Here is an 18,110-nt window from a genome sequence, read left to right on the forward strand (position 1 = left end):
GGGCGAGGTGGAGAAAGTCACCGATCTACTGGCCAAGGCGGTCGCCGCATTGGGCGGTACCGAACGCCGCGGCCAGATCGAGATGGCCGAGGCGGTTGCGCACGCGTTCGAAACCGGGGATCACCTGGCCGTGCAGGCTGGCACGGGGACCGGCAAATCGCTGGCCTATCTGGTGCCCGCGATCGTGCGGGCAGTCGACAGCGGCGAACCCGTGGTGGTCTCCACCGCGACGATCGCGCTGCAGCGCCAACTCGTCGACCGCGACCTGCCGCGTCTGGCCGAGTCGCTTGCCGACGCACTGCCGCGCAGCCCACGGTTCGCGCTACTGAAGGGCCGCGGGAACTACCTGTGCCTCAACAAGATTCACAACGGCAGCGATTCCGGTCCTGGTGAACCGACCGATGCGCCCCAGGATGAGCTTTTCCAACCGCTGGCCACCAGCGCCATCGGCCGCGACGTGCAGCGTCTCGTCGAATGGTCGTCGACCACCGAGACCGGCGACCGTGACGACGTCACCCCCGGGGTGCCGGACCGGTCGTGGTCACAGGTCAGCGTGTCTGCGCGGGAATGCATCGGCGTGGCGCGCTGCCCGTTCGGCACCGACTGCTTCGCCGAACGGGCCCGCGACAAGGCCGGGCACGCCGATGTCGTCGTCACCAACCACGCGCTGCTGGCCATCGACGCGATCTCGGATGCCGCGGTGCTGCCCGAGCACGAACGCCTCGTCGTCGACGAGGCCCACGAACTGGTCGACCGGGTGACCGCGGTGGCCACCGGCGAACTGTCGGCGACGTCGATGGGCGTGGCCCACCGGCGCGCCGCCCGCCTCGTCGATCCCGAACTCGCCCAACGTCTGGACGGGGCCGTCGCGACGCTGTCGTCGGCCATCCACGACGCCGCGCCGGGCCGCATCGACACCCTCGACGAGGAGATGACGACGTATCTGACCGCTCTGCGCGACGCCGCCAACCGGGTCCGCTCGGCGATCGACACCAGTCCCAGCGACCCGAAGGCGGCGTCGGCGCGCGCCGAGGCCGTCACCGCGTTGACCGACGTCAGCGACACCGCGTCACGCATCCTGGACTCGTTCGTCCCGCCCATCCCCGACCGCAGCGACGTGGTGTGGCTCGGTCAGGAAACTCGGGGCGGCAGCACGCGCGCGGTGCTGCGGGTGGCGCCGCTGTCGGTGTCAGGGCTGTTGCGCGGCAGGTTGTTCGAGCGTGCCACCGCCGTGCTCACCTCGGCGACGCTGACCGTGGGCGGCACCTTCGACGCGATGGCGTCCGCGTGGGGACTGGCCGGCGAGGACGACATCCGGTGGCGGGGCCTCGACGTCGGCTCGCCGTTCGAACACGCCAAGTCCGGCATCCTCTACGTCGCCGCGCACCTTCCGCCACCGGGACGCGACGGCACGGGTTCGGCCGAACAACTCGACGAGATCGAGGGGCTGATCACCGCCGCCGGCGGCCGCACGCTCGGCCTGTTCTCGTCGATGCGCGCCGCGCAGGCGGCCGCCGAGATCATGCGCGAACGGCTGGACACCCCGGTGTTGTGCCAGGGCGAGGACACCACCTCGGCGCTGGTCCGACGGTTCGCCGAGGACTTCGAGACCTCGCTGTTCGGCACGCTGTCGCTGTGGCAGGGGGTCGACGTGCCCGGTGCGTCGCTGTCGCTGGTGCTCATCGACCGGATTCCGTTCCCCCGGCCCGACGACCCGTTGCTCACCGCCCGACAGCGCGCGGTCGCGGCCCGCGGCGGCAACGGTTTCATGGCCGTGGCCGCCAGCCACGCCGCGCTGTTGCTCGCGCAGGGGGCGGGGCGACTGTTGCGCAGCATCGACGACCGCGGCGTCGTCGCAGTGCTCGACTCTCGGATGGCCACCGCCCGCTACGGCGGCTACCTGCGCGCATCGCTGCCGCCGTTCTGGGCGACCACCGACACCACCCGGGTGCGCGCAGCGCTGGCACGTTTGCGCGGCTGATTTCGTCCGGCTTCTCTGCCGAAATCGACGTAAAGGTGAAATTCACTCGCACTTTTCCGCCCAAATGTCGGTTTGGGCGTATTAGGTGTATCCACATGAGCCGACGCCATCTGTGGGCCGCGACCGTCGTCGGCGCGGCGCTGCTGGCCACGTCGTGCACGACGACGCTGCAGGGCCGCGCCGTCTCGGTGTTCGACGACCCGTTCCGCGTGGCCGGAATGCCCGCCACCGACGGGCCGACCGGCCTGCGTTCGGATCCCGCGGCACCCACCCGTGACGTGGAGGGCACCGACGGCAGCGACGCCGACGAGTTGGCCCGCCAGGCGATCAGCGACGTCGAACTGTTCTGGAACGGTGCCTACCGCGACGCGTTCGACGGCCGCTTCAAACCTGTGAAGGCGCTGATCTCCTGGGACGCAAACGGATTCGACGAAATCGAGTTCTGCGGCGGGTCTACCTACGGCCTGGTCAACGCCGGCTTCTGTCACGATGACCGCACCATCGGCTGGGACCGCGGCGAGTTGCTGCCCGACCTGCAACAGTCCTACGGCGAGATGGGTGTGACGATGGTGCTGGCCCACGAGTACGGCCACGCGATCCAGCGGCAGGCCGGGTTGGCCTCCGACAACGTCCCGACGCTGGTCTCCGAGCAGCGGGCCGACTGCCTGGCCGGGGCCTACATGCGGTGGGTGGCCGAGGACAACTCACCGCGCTTCACGCTGTCCACCGGCGACGGACTCAACAGCGTGCTGGCCGCCGTGGTCGCATTCCGCGACCCGCTGATGACCGAGGACCATCCCGACGTCGGCGTGGACGAACACGGCTCGGCGTTCGAACGGGTCTCGGCGTTCCAGTTCGGGTTCACCGACGGCGTCTCGGCCTGCGCGTCGATCGACATGCGTGAGATCGGCCAGCGTCGCGGGGATCTGCCCGTGCTGCTGCCCGAGGACCAGACCGGCGAGTTACCCGTCACCGAGCAGTCGGTGCGCGACATCGTCGCGGCACTCGACACCGTCTTCGCCCCCGCTGCCCCGCCGCGGCTGAGCTTCGCGGCCGATCGCTGTCCGGACGCTCGGCCCAGCCCGCCGGTGTCCTACTGCCCGGCCACCAACACGATCTCCGTGGACCTGCCCGGGCTCAAAGCGATGGGCACGCGCTCGGACGACGGGGAGGTCGGCGGCCTGGCGATGGGCGACAACAGCGCCTACTCGGTGCTGATGTCGCGGTACATGCAGGCGGTCCAGCAGGCGCACGGCGGCGTCGCCCTCAACAACGCCGAGGCCGCACTGCGCACCGCATGCCTGACCGGCGTGGCCACCACCAAACTGTCGAAGGAAGTGCGCACCCCCGACGGGAACTCGATCATGCTGACCGCGGGCGACATCGACGAGGCGGTTTCGGGCATCCTCACCAACGGTCTGGTCGCCAGCGATGTCAACGGCGAGTCGGTGCCGTCGGGGTTCTCCCGCATCGACGCGTTCCGCGTCGGTGTGCTCGGCGATCAGCAGCGCTGCTTCAAACGCTTCGAATGACGTCGAGTGCGCTCGGCGGTCCCGGGCTACACGTTCTTGGTGACGCCGTACCAGGCCAGTACGGCATCGGACATCGCCGTCGACCGGGTCAGGAACGCATACGAACGGATGAACGACTCCCCGACACAGCCGTCGATCTTGACCCGGAAGTTGCTGACCATCACCCACGGGTCCGCGCCGGTGAACTCCTTCTTGGCCACCGGCACCACGTTGACCAGACCGGGCTTGAGACCGATCGTGATACCGCCGCCGATGTTGCCGCCGATCCCGGGCACCAGACCGTCGGGGAACGGCGAGATGAAGTCGGTGCCGATCAAGCCGATCGACGGGTTGATCCCGGCGGTGCCGGTCAACGAGACACCGTTGGACGTGCTCATGTCGATGCCGCAGCCGATCTCGTAGCCCACCTCGAGCGTGCCGCCGGGCGGCGTGCCGTCGTCGGGCCCGGTCAGCGAGCCGATGTAGGTACCGCCGACGACATACTCCCGCGAGGACAGCGCCGTGGTCAGCGGCGGTACCGGCGCCTGGGTCTCGTCCTCGGCGGACAGGGTCAACGTCCAGCCGTCGGGGGTCTCGGTGACCGCCGGGGGTGTCGACTCGACACGGCCTTCGTCGGGTGGCGGCGCCGGCGCGACTCCCTCGGGTCCTTCCGGCGGGGGCGCGGGCTCAGCAGCGGGGGCGGGCTCGGGCTCGGGCTGAGCCGAGACGTGTCCGGCGGGCAGACACAACAACAGCGCACCGACGGCGAGCGCCGTGGTGCCACGCCGCAGCACAATCCCAACCCTCACTGCCGTGCCTCCCCAACGCGATGCGGATTTTCGACTCTGACGGAACCTACCCCGCCCGCTGTCACGCCCGACTATGAGGGCATGCGCAGGATGAATCCGGTCTCCAGCGCCACCCACAGCGCGCCGTGCGGGTCGATGGCCAGGCCGTGCGGCTCACTTCCCGGTGGCAGGTCGATGGTGACGATCTCACCGTCGCCACTGACCCGGGCCAACTGGCTCGAGCCCCACAGGCTCACCCACACCCCGTCGTCGGGGTCGGCGACCACCGCGTGCGGCTTACCGGGCAACTCGATCTCCTGGATCGCCTCGTCCATCGGGATGCGGCCCAGCCGCTCGGCGCGGATCGCGGTGAACCAGACTGCGTCGTCGTGAGTGGCCGCGATGCCGACCGGACCCGATGCGGGCGTCGACAACTCCCGCACCGAAAGTCCGTCGGCCGGCGACAGCCGACCGATCGCGTTGGCCTGGTTGAGGGTGAACCACAGCGCATTGTCCGGCCCGGTGACGAGCATCGACGGCGCCCCGCCGACCCGATGTCCGGAGGCGATCTCGCCGTCGACCGTGATCGCCGCGACCTCCCCCGAGGTCATCGCGGTGTACCACAGCGCGCCGTCGGGACCGGTGGTGATGCCGTACGGCCCGCTGTCGGGTGGCAGCTCGAACGCGGTGAGCTCGCCGGCGGTGGTGATCCGGCCGATGCGGTCGTCGCCGTTGCGGGTGAACCACAGTGCGCCGTCGGGGCCCGCGGTGATGATCGAGGGCCGGCAGTGCGGGGCGACCGGATACACGGTGACATCTCCGGTGCCGGTGACGCGCGCGACCGCGCCCTGGTGCACCAACGTCACCCACATTGCGCCGTCGGCGCCTGCGGTCAGCGCGTACGGGCCGCCGGCGACGGCGACCTTGAGGGCCGGGGTCACGCCAGCGTGACGAGCCCCAGCTCGTCATCGCCGGCCAGCAGCGGGTGATGCGGGAGCACGCGAACGGTGTAGCCCACCGAGCCCGCGACCGGCAGCGGTGTCGTCGTCGAGAAGATCTCGTTACCGCCGTCGCCGACGCCGGTGTGCCGCATCGGCACGGTCACCGGGTCCACCAGACCGTCGCTCTCGTCGACGCGCCCCAGCACCGCCTGCACCGTCACCTCGTCCGGGCCCAGGCCGGCCAGGTGCACCTTCGCGGTCAGCGTCAGTTCCGAGCCCAGCAGCGGGGTGTCGGGCAGCCCGTAGCCGTCGACATCGGTGATCTGGATCTTCGGCCAGGCCTCGGCGGCCCGGCGCCGGTAGTCCGCCAGGTCGCGGGCCGCCCCGAAGGGTTGCCCGTCGGCGCCGGGTTCGACGGTCTTGCGCAGCGACTTGGCCGCGGGCGCGTAGTACTTCTCGGTGTAGTCGCACACCATCCGCGACGCCAGCACCTTGGGCCCCAGCGCCATCAGCGTGTGGCGCACCATCTCCATCCACCGCACCGGGATCCCGTACTGGTCGCGGTCGTAGAACTTCGGCGCCACCGACTGCTCGACGATGTCGTAGAGCGCGGCCGCTTCCAGATCGTCGCGTCGAGCCTCGTCGGCCAGGCCGTCGGCGGTCGGTATCTCCCAACCGTTTTCACCGTCGAACCATTCGTCCCACCATCCGTCGCGGATGGACAGGTTCAGCCCGCCGTTGAGCGCGCTCTTCATTCCCGACGTGCCGCAGGCCTCCAGCGGGCGCAGCGGGTTGTTCAGCCAGACGTCGCAACCCCAATAAAGTTGGCGCGCCATCGACATGTCGTAGTCGGGCAGGAACGCGATGCGGTGGCGCACCTCTGGGCGGTCGGCGAACCTCACCACCTGCTGGATCAGCGCCTTGCCCCCGTCGTCGGCCGGGTGCGACTTGCCCGCGACGATCAACTGGATCGGCCGTTGCTCGTCGAGCAGGAGCCGCTCCAGACGCTCGGGGTCGCGCAGCATCAACGTCAGCCGTTTGTACGTCGGTACCCGACGGGCGAACCCGATCGTCAGCACAGCGGGGTCGAATGCGGTTGCGATCCAACCCAGTTCGGCCTCCGACGCACCTCGCTCCAGCCAGGAGCGCCGCAACCGCGCGCGCACGTCGTCGACCAGTTGTTCGCGCAACTGAGAGCGGATCGCCCACATCTGGCCCGGATCGGCCTTCTGCAGCCGCTGCCAGGTGTCGGGTTCCCGCAACGCGCCGAGGTCGTCGTTGCCGAGCAGATCGCGGCCCAACTGAATCCATTGCGGCGCTGCCCAACTCGGTCCGTGCACACCGTTGGTGATCGAACCGATCGGCACCTCGTCGGGGTCGAAACCCGGCCACAGATCGTTGAACATGTGCCTGCTGACCTTGCCGTGCAGCAGCGAGACACCGTTCGACCGCTGCGCGAGACGCAGCCCCATGTGGGCCATGTTGAACTTCGACGGGTCCTCCTCGGCCCCGAAGGCGATGATGCGGTCGACGGGAACACCCGGCAGCAGCCGGGAATCGGTGTCCGGCGAACCGTCCGGCGAACCGTCGCCGAAGTATCGCCTGACCATCTCCACCGGAAACCGGTCGATGCCCGCCGGAACCGGGGTGTGGGTGGTGAACACGGTCGACGACCGCACCACGGTCAACGCGGTGTCGAAATCCAGTCCCGCGTCGATCAACTCGCGGATTCGCTCGACGCCGAGGAAACCGGCGTGCCCCTCGTTCATGTGGAACACCTCGGGGGCGGCCAACCCCTCCCGGTCGCAGAACGCCCGGATCGCGCGCACACCACCGATGCCGGCCAGGATCTCCTGCTTGATCCGGTGCTCCTGATCCCCGCCGTAGAGCCGGTCGGTCACACTGCGCAGATCGTGGTCGTTGTCGCGGATGTCGGAATCCAACAGCAGCAACGGGATTCGGCCCACCTGGGCGATCCAGACCCGGGCCCGCAGCGTGGCGCCCTCGGGCATCGCCAGCTCGACTCGCACCGGGGTGTGCTGCTCGTCGGTGAGCAGCCGAAGCGGAAGGCCCTGCGGGTCGAGAGCCGGATAGGTCTCGTGCTGCCAGCCGTCGGCGGTCAGCGACTGCCGGAAGTACCCGGAGCGGTACAGCAGCCCGACCGCGATCAGCGGCAGACCGAGATCCGACGCCGATTTGAGGTGGTCACCGGCCAGGATGCCGAGCCCGCCGGAATAGTTCGGCAGCACCTCGGCGACCCCGAACTCCATGGAGAAGTACGCGATGCCATTGGGCAGTTCGGCGCCCTCGTCGGCCTGCTGTTGGTACCACAGCGGCTGGGTCAGGTAGTGGTCCAGGTCGGCGGCGCGTTCGTCGAGGCGGGCGAGGAAACCTTCGTCGCTGGCCAGCTCGTTCAACCGCGCCGGCGAGACCTGCCCCAGCAGCGCCACCGGGTCGCAGCCGACCTTCTTCCACAGCTCGGGCTCGACCGCCTCGAACAGCTCCTGGGTGGGCTTGTCCCACGACCAGCGCAGGTTGACCGACAGTCGTTCCAGCGCGGCCATCCGCTCCGGCAGGTGGGTACGGACGGTGAACCGTCTCAGAGCTTTCATAGGGCCTTCACGCGAGTCAACCTTACTGACTTCGCTGGTACCCCCGCACCCTGAGCGCACCGCTTGACCTCCGCCTGATTTGGCCGCGCACTACGGTGGGTATAGGGCGCGACGAGGCAGAAATTCAGGCACAGCGGCCCGAGCGGCCGCGCCGAGGTGTGAGGAGCAGTGGGGTGGTCGGTCGGATCGTCATCGATGACGTCGCACCCGCGGTGTCCGGAGGGCGGTTCCCGGCCAAGGCCGTGGTCGGCGAGATCGTCCCGGTGCGGGCCACGGTGTGGCGCGAGGGTCACGACGGCGTCGCCGCCACCCTGGTGGTGCGGTATCACGGGTCGACCTATCCGCGGCTGGCAGAGGGGCCGCCCGAGCTGTCGACCGCCGCGCCGCGACCGGTCCCCATCCAGCAGGTGGTCGCCACGTCCGGGCGCATCAAACCCCAGCTGCTGCCGATGGCCCCGGGCACGGCTCCCGATGTGTTCCACGGCCAGTTCAGTCCCGACAGCGTGGGGCTGTGGACGTTTCGCGTGGACGGCTGGGGCGACCCCATCGCCACCTGGCGCCATGCGGTGACCACCAAACTCGACGCCGGACAGGGTGAGGTCGAATTGTCCAACGACCTGTTGGTCGGCGCCGGGCTGCTGGAGCGGGCGGCCACCGGCGTGCCCCGGCAGCGGCGCGCCCCGCTGATCGAGGCGGCGGCGCGGTTGCGCGAGCCCGGCGATCCGTTCGGCCGCGCGGGCCTGGCGCTCTCACCGGAGGTGTCCGACCTGCTCGCCGAGTATCCGCTGCGTGAGCTGGTCACCCGCGGCGAGCAGTACGGCGTGTGGGTGGATCGGCCGCTGGCCCGGTTCGGCGCGTGGTACGAGATGTTCCCGAGGTCGACCGGCGGCTGGGACAAGTCAGGCAATCCGGTGCACGGCACGTTCGCCACCGCCACCAAGGCGCTCGCGCGCATCGCCGAGATGGGTTTCGACGTGGTGTACCTGCCGCCCATCCACCCGATCGGCAAGGTGCACCGCAAGGGCCGCAACAACTCGGTGACCGCCGCACCCGGCGACGTGGGCTCGCCGTGGGCCATCGGCAGCGACGAGGGCGGCCACGACGCGGTGCATCCGCAACTGGGCACCATCGACGACTTCGACGACTTCGTCGCCGCCACCAGCGACCACGGCATGGAGGTGGCGCTCGATCTCGCTCTGCAGTGCGCACCCGACCACCCGTGGGCACGCGAACATCCGGAGTGGTTCACCGTGCTGCCCGACGGCACGATCGCCTACGCCGAGAACCCGCCCAAGAAATACCAGGACATCTATCCGCTCAATTTCGACAATGACCCCGCGGGTCTGTACCAAGAGGTGCTTCGGGTGGTGCGGTACTGGATCTCCCACGGCGTCAAGATTTTCCGGGTCGACAACCCGCACACCAAACCACCGGATTTCTGGGCGTGGTTGATCGGCGAGGTCAAGAACGAAGACCCCGATGTGCTGTTCCTCTCGGAGGCGTTCACCCGGCCTGCTCGCCTGTACGGCCTGGCCAAACTCGGATTCACCCAGTCCTACACGTATTTCACGTGGCGCACGTCGAAGTGGGAGCTCACCGAGTTCGGCAAAGAGATCGCCGAGCACGCCGACTACGCGCGCCCGAATCTGTTCGTCAACACCCCCGACATCCTGCACGAGAGCCTGCAACACGGCGGCCCGGGCATGTTCGCGATCCGCGCCGTGCTGGCGGCCACGATGAGTTCGGCGTGGGGCGTGTACTCGGGCTATGAACTCTTCGAGCACCGCGCGGTGCGAGAGGGCAGCGAGGAATACCTCAATTCCGAGAAGTATGAGTTGCGGCCGCGCGATTTCGAGGCCGCGTTGACCGACGGGGAATCCCTCGAGCCGCTGCTGACCCGGCTCAACGAGATCCGCCGCGTGCATCCCGCCCTGCACCAACTGCGCACCATCAAGTTCCACCACCCCGACAACGACGCGCTGCTGGCCTACAGCAAGTTCGACCCGGCCACCGGTGACCAGGTGCTGGTGGTGGTCACGCTCAACCCGTTCGGCCCCGAGGAGGCCACGCTGTGGCTCGACATGGCCGCACTGGGCATGGAACCCTACGACCGCTTCTGGGTGCGCGACGAGATCACCGGAGACGAATACCAATGGGGTGCAGCAAATTACGTTCGGCTTGATCCCGCCAACGCGGTGGCTCATGTGCTGAACATGCCTCAGGTGCCTGCCGACCAACGACCGATCCTGCTACGCAGGGAGTGACGAGATGACGCAGATCAACCACCGCACCAGTCCGCATCTGCGGCCGCATACCGCCGACCTCAACCGGCTGCTGGCCGGCGAGCACCACGATCCGCACGCGATCCTCGGTGCTCACGAGTACGACGACCACACTGTGTTGCGGGCCTATCGGCCGCACGCATTGGAGGTGGTGGCGCTGGTCGGCGGCGAACGGTATGCCTTCGAGCACGTCGAGGCCGGCCTGTTCGCGGTCGCGCTGCCGTTCACCGATCTGCTGGACTACCGGCTCGAGATCCACTACCCCGGCGCGGACGCGCCGGTCGTGCACACCGTCGCCGACGCCTACCGGTTTTTGCCGACGCTCGGCGAGATCGACCTGCATCTGTTCGCCGAGGGTCGCCACGAGCGGCTGTGGGAGATCCTCGGTGCGCACCCGCGCCGCTTCACCACACCCGACGGCGTCGTCGACGGGGTGTCGTTCGCGGTGTGGGCGCCCAACGCCAAGGGCGTCAGCCTGATCGGTGACTTCAACCACTGGGACGGCACCGAGGCCCAACTGCGCGCGCTCGGGTCGACCGGCGTGTGGGAGCTGTTCTGGCCGGGTTTCGAGATCGGCGGTCTGTACAAGTTCCGGGTGCACGGTGCCGACGGTTCGGTCAGCGACCGTGCCGACCCGATGGCGTTCGCCACCGAGGTGCCCCCGCAGACGGCGTCCAAGGTCACCAAGAGCGACTACCGCTGGCGCGACCAGGACTGGATGGCCCGACGCGCCGAGCAGAACCCGGTGTTCGAACCGATGAGCACCTACGAGGTGCACCTGATGTCGTGGCGGCCCGGGCTGAGCTACCGCGAACTGGCCGAACAGCTCACCGAGTATGTGGTGGCTCAGGGCTTCACCCACGTCGAGCTGATGCCGGTGGCCGAACACCCCTTCGGCGGATCCTGGGGCTACCAGGTGACGTCGTACTACGCGCCGACGTCACGGTTGGGCACCCCCGACGAGTTCCGGTATCTGGTGGACACCCTTCATCAAGCCGGCATCGGCGTGATCATGGACTGGGTGCCCGCCCACTTCCCGAAGGACGCCTGGGCGTTGGGCCGGTTCGACGGGACCGCTCTCTACGAGCACTCCGACCCCCGCCGCGGCGAGCAACTCGACTGGGGCACCTACGTATTCGACTTCGGCCGGGCCGAGGTGCGTAACTTCCTGGTCGCCAACGCGCTGTACTGGCTCCAGGAATTCCACATCGACGGGTTGCGCGTGGACGCGGTGGCCTCGATGCTCTACCTGGACTACTCGCGCCCGGAGGGCGGCTGGACACCGAACATCTACGGGGGCCGGGAGAACCTGGAAGCCGTGCAGTTCCTGCAGGAGATGAACGCCACGGTGCACAAACTGGCACCGGGCATCGTGACCATCGCCGAGGAGTCCACCTCGTGGCCGGGCGTGACCCGCCCGACAAACCTTGGCGGCCTGGGCTTCTCGATGAAGTGGAACATGGGCTGGATGAACGACACGCTGGAGTTCGTCAAACGCGACCCCATCCACCGCAGCTACCACCATCACGAGATCACGTTCTCGATGCTCTACGCGTTCAGCGAGAACTACGTGCTGCCGATCAGCCACGACGAGGTGGTGCACGGTAAGGGCACGCTGTGGAGCAGGATGCCCGGCAATGACCACGTCAAGGCCGCGGGGTTACGCGGCCTGCTGGCCTATCAGTGGGCCCACCCGGGTAAACAACTGCTGTTCATGGGCCAGGAGTTCGGTCAGCGCGCCGAGTGGTCCGAGGAGCGCGGCGTCGACTGGTACCAACTCGACGAGAACAGCTACTCGACGGGCATCCAGCGGATGATGCGCGACATCAACGACATCTATCTCAGCCGGCGCGCGCTGTGGTCACAGGACACCCGCCCCGAGGGGTATTCCTGGATCGACGCCAACGACTCGGCCAACAACGTGTTGAGTTTCCTGCGGTTCGGCGACGACGGTTCGGTGCTGGCGTGCGTGTTCAACTTCTCCGGCGCCGAGCACACTCGCTATCGCCTGGGACTGCCGCATGCGGGTACCTGGCGCGAGGTGCTCAACACCGACGCCGACATCTACAACGGCTCGGGCATCGGCAACTTCGGGGCCGTCGAGGCGACCGACGAGCCCTGGCACGGACGTCCGGCATCGGCGGTGATGGTGCTGCCGCCGCTGGCGGCGCTGTGGTTCGAATTCCAGCGCGAGCAGACGTAAGGTCCGCCATCTCCCCGGCGTGTCGGCGCCTTTTGCGTCTGCTCGCGGAACTCAGTACAGGGCGTTGGCCAGCTTGCGCCGGCCGGCGATCACCTCGGGGTCGGCGGGATCGAACAGGTCGAACAACTCGATCAGCCGGGTGCGGACCGTGGTGCGGTCATCGCCGGAGGTGGTCTTGACCAACGCGATGAGCCGATCGAAGGCCGCCGCGATGTTCTGCTGCAGGATCTCCACGTCGGCCGCGGCGAATGCGGCGTCGATATCGCCGGGTGCGGCGTCGGCGACCGCCACCGCATCGGGCCGGTGGGCCGTGGCGCGCTGCAGGAAGTCGATCTGGCGGATGGCGCCGGTGGCCTCGGGATGGTTGGGCCGCGCGTCCAGGATCGCCTGATACGCCGACCGGGCGGCCGCGAAGTCACCCGCGTCGAGGTGCGCGCGTGCCTGCGCCACCTCGGGATCCACCTGCTGGGCGTCCTCACCCTCCTCGCCGCCGCCGCTGAGCTTGCCCGCGGTCGCGTTGAGCAACGAGTCGATCCACTGGCGTAGCTGCTCGGGCGGCTGCATGCCCTGGAAACTCGAAATGGGCTGACCGCCGGCGAGCGCCACCACGGTAGGGATCGCCTGCACGCCGAACATCTGCGCGACCCGCGGTGTGACGTCGACGTTCACCGTGCCCAGCGCCCATTTACCGCCGTCCTGGGCCGCGAGGGCACCCAGCGCGTCGCCCAACTGGACGCTGGCGTCGCTGCGCGGCGACCACAACAGCACGACGACGGGAACCTGGCTGGACCGGACGAGAACCTCGGCCTCGAGATTGGCCTCGGTGATCTCCACACCGCCGGACGGGCCCTGCCCGCCGCCGTCGCCGGTGGAGGGCCGTTGCTTGAGCGCCGACAGATCAACCGCGCCAGCCATGGACGCTGCGACAGGACGTGGACGAGTCACGCTTTCAAGTTTGGCACGTCGTGTCGGCTGCCCGCCGCCCCGGTCGCGCCACCACGGCAGCGGCACCGGAAACCCCCATCCGACCGGTTCGGTCGGCCCATATGAGGAAAATCACACTACCCAGCGGCACGATGCTGCCCAGCAACGCCAGCAACCATGTGCCGGTGCCCCATCTGAGCGCCATCCCCGCCAGCAGTCCGAGCCCCACGAACGCCACGAAGACCAGCCCGTGAGCCATGCCGAAGATCTTGACGCCGACCTCGGTTTTCGAGCCGGCCAGGTACTTGAAATACATCCCGGCAAGCAGACCAACCCAGCTCACCGCCTCCAAGAGGGCGACCAGGCGGAACCACCCAGTGACCGACCGCAGATCCACAGCGCTTGTCATGGCGGCCATTGTGCCCGAACGCCGCGCCGATTACTACACGGCGTCGTAGACGCGTTATCCGGCGCGCAACACCAGGGCGTCGCCCTGCCCGCCGGCGCCGCACAGTGCGGCCACCGCGTAGCCCGAACCGCGTCGTGCCAGTTCAAGCGCGGCGTGCAGGGTGATGCGCGCGCCCGACATCCCGATCGGATGTCCGACGGCGATCGCTCCGCCGTTGACGTTGACCTTCTCCGGGTCGACGCCCAATTCCCTCGTCGAGGCCAGTGCCACCGCGGAGAACGCCTCGTTGATCTCGACGACGTCGAGTTGCTCGACCGAAATACCTTCCCGGGCAATGGCTTTCTTGATGGCGTTGGCGGGCTGTGACTGCAGGGTGGAGTCCGGGCCTGCCACCACGCCGTGCGCACCGATCTCGCACAGCCAACTCAGCCCCAGCTGCTGGGCCTTTTCCTTGTTCATCACCACCACCGCGGCGGCGCCGTCGGAGATCTGCGACGCGGACCCCGCGGTGATGGTGCCGTCCTTGCGGAACGCCGGTTTGAGGCCGGCCAGCGACTCGACGGTGGTGTTGGCGCGGATGCCCTCGTCCTCGTTGAACTCCACCGGGTCACCCTTGCGTTGCGGGATCTTCACCGGCACGACCTCGTCGGCGAAGACGCCGTCTTTCCATGCTGCGGCGGCCTTTTGATGTGACCGCGCAGCAAACTCGTCCTGCTCGGTGCGGGTGAACTTGTCGGCCTCGTTGCGCTGCTCGGTGAGCGCACCCATCGGCTGGTCGGTGAACACGTCGTGCAGGCCGTCGTAGGCGAGGTGGTCGAGCACCGTGACGTCGCCGTACTTGTAGCCCCCGCGGCTGTCCATCAGCAGGTGCGGCGCCTTGGTCATCGACTCCTGGCCCCCCGCGACGACGACGTCGAACTCGCCCGCGCGGATCAGCTGATCGGCCAGGGCGATCGCGTCGATGCCGGACAGACACATTTTGTTGATGGTCAGCGACGGCACATCCCAGCCGATGCCCGCGGCGACCGCGGCCTGCCGCGCGGGCATCTGCCCGGCACCGGCGGTGAGGACCTGGCCCATGATCACGTACTCGACGGCCGAGGCCGGCACCTTGGCCTTCTCCAGGGCGCCGGCGATGGCGATCGCGCCCAGGTCACTGCCGGAGAAGTCCTTCAGCGAGCCCATCAGTTTGCCGATCGGCGTCCGGGCTCCAGCAACGATCACCGATGTCGTCATTCCTACCTCCGGGGGGCTGGGTGATCGCCGATCTTGGGGATCGGCGAAGCGCGATGTTTGTCGTCAGGTTACCGTTACGTTATGACCGCCGATCAGGTTGACGCCCGTCCTGTCCTTGCAAGCGCGTTGGTGACAGCAATCGACCATGTCGGCATCGCGGTCCCCGATCTCGACGCGGCCATCAAGTGGTATCACGACCACCTCGGCATGATCGTGCTGCACGAAGAGGTCAACGAGGACCAGGGCGTGCGTGAGGCCATGCTGTCGGTGCGCGGCGCACCGGTCGGCAGCGCGCAGATCCAGCTGATGGCTCCACTCGACGAGACCTCGACAATCGCCAAGTTCATCGACAAGCGCGGCCCCGGTCTGCAGCAGCTCGCCTACCGCACCAGCGACCTCGACACGCTCTCCGAGCGGCTGCGCGAGCAGGGCGCGCGGTTGTTGTACGACGCGCCGCGCCGCGGCACCGCGAACTCTCGCATCAACTTCATCCATCCCAAGGACGCCGGCGGTGTGCTGGTCGAGCTCGTCGAGCCGGCCGACGACACCGCTCACTGAATCTTCACGACCACTTCCGCGTCGGGCCCCTGGTCTGGCGATGCGCCCAGCACGGTGTGTGCCAGTGACGCCGGTCGTCGACGGCATGTTCGCCACCATCGGCCCGCCATACCACCAAGTGGGCTGTGCCCAAACGGATCTCATGGTCGCACCCCGGACAGCGGTAGATCTTGACGGCGCGCGCCGCGGCGATCGCTCGGACTTCGTACTCGTAGCCGTCCGGCCCCGGTTCGATCCTGCGCGGTGCGGGCAGCGCCGGCGGTCGACGCCGCGTCCCCTTCCCGCGCCGCGGCGACCGAGCCATCAGAAAAGCCGGTACTCGTCGCTGTCCATCCCGCGCATCCGGTCGTAGTCCAACGTCACACAACGGATCCCGCGGTCGGTGGCCAGGGTGCGCGCCTGGGGTTTGATCTGCTGGGCGGCGAAGATCCCGGCGACAGGTGCGAGCAGCGTGTCACGGTTGAGCAGTTCGAGGTAGCGGGTCAACTGCTCCACCCCGTCGATCTCCCCGCGGCGCTTGATCTCCACGGCCACCGAGCGGCCGTTCTCGTCGCGGCACAGCAGATCCACCGGGCCGATGGCGGTCATGTACTCGCGCCGCACCAGGGTGTAACCCTCGCCGAGCAGTTCCACGTGTTCGGCCAGAAGCGCCTGCAGGTGGGCCTCCACGCCGTCCTTGACCAGCCCCGGGTCGACACCAAGGTCGTGGCTGGAGTCGTGCTCGATGTGCTCGACGGTGATCCGCAGTTGCTCACCGGCCTTGTTCTCCACCACCCACACCGGCGTCGGGCCGTCGAGATTTTCGGTCAGATGGCACGGTGGGCTCATCCAGTTCAGTGGTTTGTAGGCGCGGTCGTCGGCATGCACGCTGACCGATCCGTCGGCCTTGATCAGCAGCAGCCGCCGCGCCGAGGGCAGATGGGCGGTCAGCCGCCCGATGTAGTCCACGGTGCATTGGGCGATCACTAGACGCACCCGACCAACCTTAGGGCCGTGGCCCGCGTTCTAGGCTGAGGCCACGATGAACGCCGACAAGAGCGTCGCGCAACGGTTGGGCCGGGTGCTGGAAACGGTGACCCGACAAAGCAGCCGACTGCCCGATACCCCTGAGTACGGGTCATGGCTACTGGGCCGCGTGTCCGAGAGCCAGAGGCGCCGACGCGTCCGCATTCAGGTCATCCTGACCACCTTCGTGCTGGGGGTGAATCTCATCGGGATCGCGGTGGCGGCGCTTATTCTCACGGTCGCGTTCCCGGTGCCGAGCGTCTTCGCACCCCACGTGCGTTGGGTCTCGCTGATCGTGGTGCCGGCGTATATCGCCACCGCGCTGGTCGTCGGCGTCGTGTGGGCCACCCGCCGGGTGATCCGCAATGTGCGCTGGGCGATCGAGGAGCGCGCCCCGACCCAGCAGGACCAGCGCAACACGTTCTTCGCGCCGTGGCGGATGACCCGGGTGCTGCTCGCGCTGTGGGGCGTGGGCACCGTGCTCATCACCACCTGTTTCGGGGTGGTCGACACGGCGTTCATCCCCAAGGTCGCACTGGGCATCAGCTTCAGCGGGATCGTGGTGTCGACGTGTTGCTATCTGGTCACCGAGTTTGCGCTGCGTCCGGTCGCCGCGCAGGCGCTCGAGGCGGGCAGGCCGCCACGGCGACTGGCCGGCGGCGTGGTCGGCCGCACGATGACCGTGTGGCTGCTCGGTTCGGGGGTGCCGGTGTTCGGCATCCTGCTGGCCGCCGTGCTGGAACTGGCGCTACGCAACCTCACCCTGACGCAGTTCGCCTTTGCCGTGGCGATTCTCGCGATCATCGCCCTGGTGTTCGGCTTCCTGCTGATGTGGATCTTGTCGTGGTTGACCGCCACCCCGGTGCGGATGGTGCGCACCGCACTGCAGCGCGTCGAGACCGGCGACTTCAACTGCAAGCTGGTGGTGTTCGACGGGACCGAACTCGGTGAGTTGCAGCGGGGCTTCAACTCGATGGTCAAGGGGCTGCGGGAACGCGAACGGCTGCGCGATCTGTTCGGCCGCCACGTCGGCCGCGAGGTGGCGGCCGCGGCCGAGGCGCAACGGGTCGAGCTGGGTGGCGAAGAACGCCGCGCCGCCGTGCTTTTCATCGACATCATCGGGTCGACGAAATTGGTCACCAGCTGCCCGGCCACCGAGGTGGTCAACCTCCTGAACCGCTTCTTCGCGGTGGTCGTCGAGGAGGTCGACCGCCACCACGGCTATGTGAACAAGTTCGAGGGCGACGGAGCGTTGGCGGTGTTCGGCGCCCCGAACCGCCTGGATCACCCGGAGGACGAAGCTCTGCGGGCCGCCCGGGCCATCGCCGAACATCTGGGTGTCGAGGTACCCGAATGCAAGGCCGGCATCGGCGTGGCCTCCGGTGACGTCGTGGCGGGCAATGTCGGTGCCAGGGAGCGATTCGAGTACACCGTGATCGGCGAACCGGTCAACGAAGCCGCCCGGCTGTGCGAACTGGCCAAGACCACACCTGGGCGACTGCTGGCGTCCTCGGATACCGTCAACAACGCGACCGAATCCGAGCGTGCGCATTGGAGATTCGGGGATGAGGTCACGCTGCGCGGCCACAACGTGCCGACCCGACTGGCGCTGCCGGCTTAAGGCCGGACGGTCTCGACCGTCGGGATCCAGTTGCCGTGG

The 18,110-nt window shown here is 68.4% G+C and carries 14 protein-coding genes; 6 read left to right on the forward strand and 8 right to left on the reverse strand.

What is annotated here, in order from left to right; translation table 11 throughout:
• The first annotated feature begins 7 nt into the window (after positions 1-7).
• Positions 8-1,981, forward strand: coding sequence for an ATP-dependent DNA helicase (locus tag ABQE89_RS22020; protein ID WP_448420573.1), 1,974 nt, complete (start codon positions 8-10; stop codon positions 1,979-1,981).
• Positions 1,982-2,076: 95 nt separating this feature from the next.
• Positions 2,077-3,513, forward strand: a complete 1,437-nt coding sequence (locus tag ABQE89_RS22025) for a neutral zinc metallopeptidase (RefSeq protein WP_448420575.1) — start codon at positions 2,077-2,079, stop codon at positions 3,511-3,513.
• A 26-nt stretch (positions 3,514-3,539) separates the two neighbouring features.
• Here the strand turns inward: ABQE89_RS22025 and ABQE89_RS22030 are convergent, their stop codons facing one another.
• The 3 genes from ABQE89_RS22030 to glgP all read right to left on the reverse strand — a co-directional run bounded on the left by ABQE89_RS22030 (position 3,540) and on the right by glgP (position 7,833).
• Positions 3,540-4,289, reverse strand: a complete 750-nt coding sequence (locus tag ABQE89_RS22030) for an MspA family porin (RefSeq protein ID WP_448420733.1) — start codon at positions 4,287-4,289, stop codon at positions 3,540-3,542.
• Positions 4,290-4,372: 83 nt separating this feature from the next.
• Positions 4,373-5,221 carry a virginiamycin B lyase family protein gene (locus ABQE89_RS22035; protein ID WP_448420577.1) on the reverse strand — a complete coding sequence of 283 codons (849 nt, stop codon included), beginning with the start codon at positions 5,219-5,221 and terminating at the stop codon, positions 4,373-4,375.
• Positions 5,218-7,833, reverse strand: a complete 2,616-nt coding sequence (glgP, locus tag ABQE89_RS22040; protein WP_448420579.1) for an alpha-glucan family phosphorylase — start codon at positions 7,831-7,833, stop codon at positions 5,218-5,220. Before glgP ends, ABQE89_RS22035 begins: the two co-directional genes overlap by 4 nt.
• A 173-nt stretch (positions 7,834-8,006) precedes the next feature.
• Between glgP and ABQE89_RS22045 the strand changes: the two genes are divergently transcribed.
• Together ABQE89_RS22045 and glgB are read left to right on the forward strand one after the other, a co-directional pair.
• Complete coding sequence (locus ABQE89_RS22045) at positions 8,007-10,097, forward strand: alpha-1,4-glucan--maltose-1-phosphate maltosyltransferase (protein WP_448420581.1); 2,091 nt, start codon at positions 8,007-8,009, stop codon at positions 10,095-10,097.
• 4 nt (positions 10,098-10,101) lie between these two features.
• Complete coding sequence (glgB, locus tag ABQE89_RS22050; RefSeq protein WP_448420583.1) at positions 10,102-12,318, forward strand: 1,4-alpha-glucan branching protein GlgB; 2,217 nt, start codon at positions 10,102-10,104, stop codon at positions 12,316-12,318.
• Positions 12,319-12,369: 51 nt separating this feature from the next.
• Here glgB and ABQE89_RS22055 read toward each other — a convergent pair whose 3' ends face one another.
• The 3 genes from ABQE89_RS22055 to ABQE89_RS22065 are packed head-to-tail and all read right to left on the reverse strand — an operon-like array spanning position 12,370 to position 14,887.
• Complete coding sequence (locus ABQE89_RS22055; RefSeq protein ID WP_448420585.1) at positions 12,370-13,263, reverse strand: tetratricopeptide repeat protein; 894 nt, start codon at positions 13,261-13,263, stop codon at positions 12,370-12,372.
• A gap of 4 nt (positions 13,264-13,267) precedes the next feature.
• Positions 13,268-13,660: a DUF3817 domain-containing protein gene (locus ABQE89_RS22060; RefSeq protein ID WP_448420587.1), complete on the reverse strand. Its 393-nt coding sequence runs from the start codon at positions 13,658-13,660 to the stop codon at positions 13,268-13,270.
• A gap of 45 nt (positions 13,661-13,705) precedes the next feature.
• Positions 13,706-14,887: an acetyl-CoA C-acetyltransferase gene (locus ABQE89_RS22065; protein ID WP_448420589.1), complete on the reverse strand. Its 1,182-nt coding sequence runs from the start codon at positions 14,885-14,887 to the stop codon at positions 13,706-13,708.
• An 81-nt stretch (positions 14,888-14,968) separates the two neighbouring features.
• On the opposite strand from ABQE89_RS22065, the gene mce reads away from it, so the two are divergent.
• Positions 14,969-15,445: a methylmalonyl-CoA epimerase gene (mce, locus tag ABQE89_RS22070; protein ID WP_448420591.1), complete on the forward strand. Its 477-nt coding sequence runs from the start codon at positions 14,969-14,971 to the stop codon at positions 15,443-15,445.
• A gap of 4 nt (positions 15,446-15,449) precedes the next feature.
• Here the strand turns inward: mce and ABQE89_RS22075 are convergent, their stop codons facing one another.
• Positions 15,450-15,749: an Rv1322 family protein gene (locus tag ABQE89_RS22075; protein WP_448420593.1), complete on the reverse strand. Its 300-nt coding sequence runs from the start codon at positions 15,747-15,749 to the stop codon at positions 15,450-15,452.
• Complete coding sequence (nucS, locus tag ABQE89_RS22080; RefSeq protein ID WP_448420595.1) at positions 15,749-16,420, reverse strand: endonuclease NucS; 672 nt, start codon at positions 16,418-16,420, stop codon at positions 15,749-15,751. Before nucS ends, ABQE89_RS22075 begins: the two co-directional genes overlap by 1 nt.
• 46 nt (positions 16,421-16,466) lie before the next feature.
• On the opposite strand from nucS, the gene ABQE89_RS22085 reads away from it, so the two are divergent.
• A complete protein-coding gene (locus ABQE89_RS22085) occupies positions 16,467-18,071 on the forward strand; it encodes an adenylate/guanylate cyclase domain-containing protein (protein ID WP_448420597.1) in 1,605 nt (534 codons plus the stop codon).
• Positions 18,072-18,110 lie beyond the last annotated feature (39 nt).

Source organism: Mycolicibacterium sp. XJ1819 (assembly GCF_053483675.1).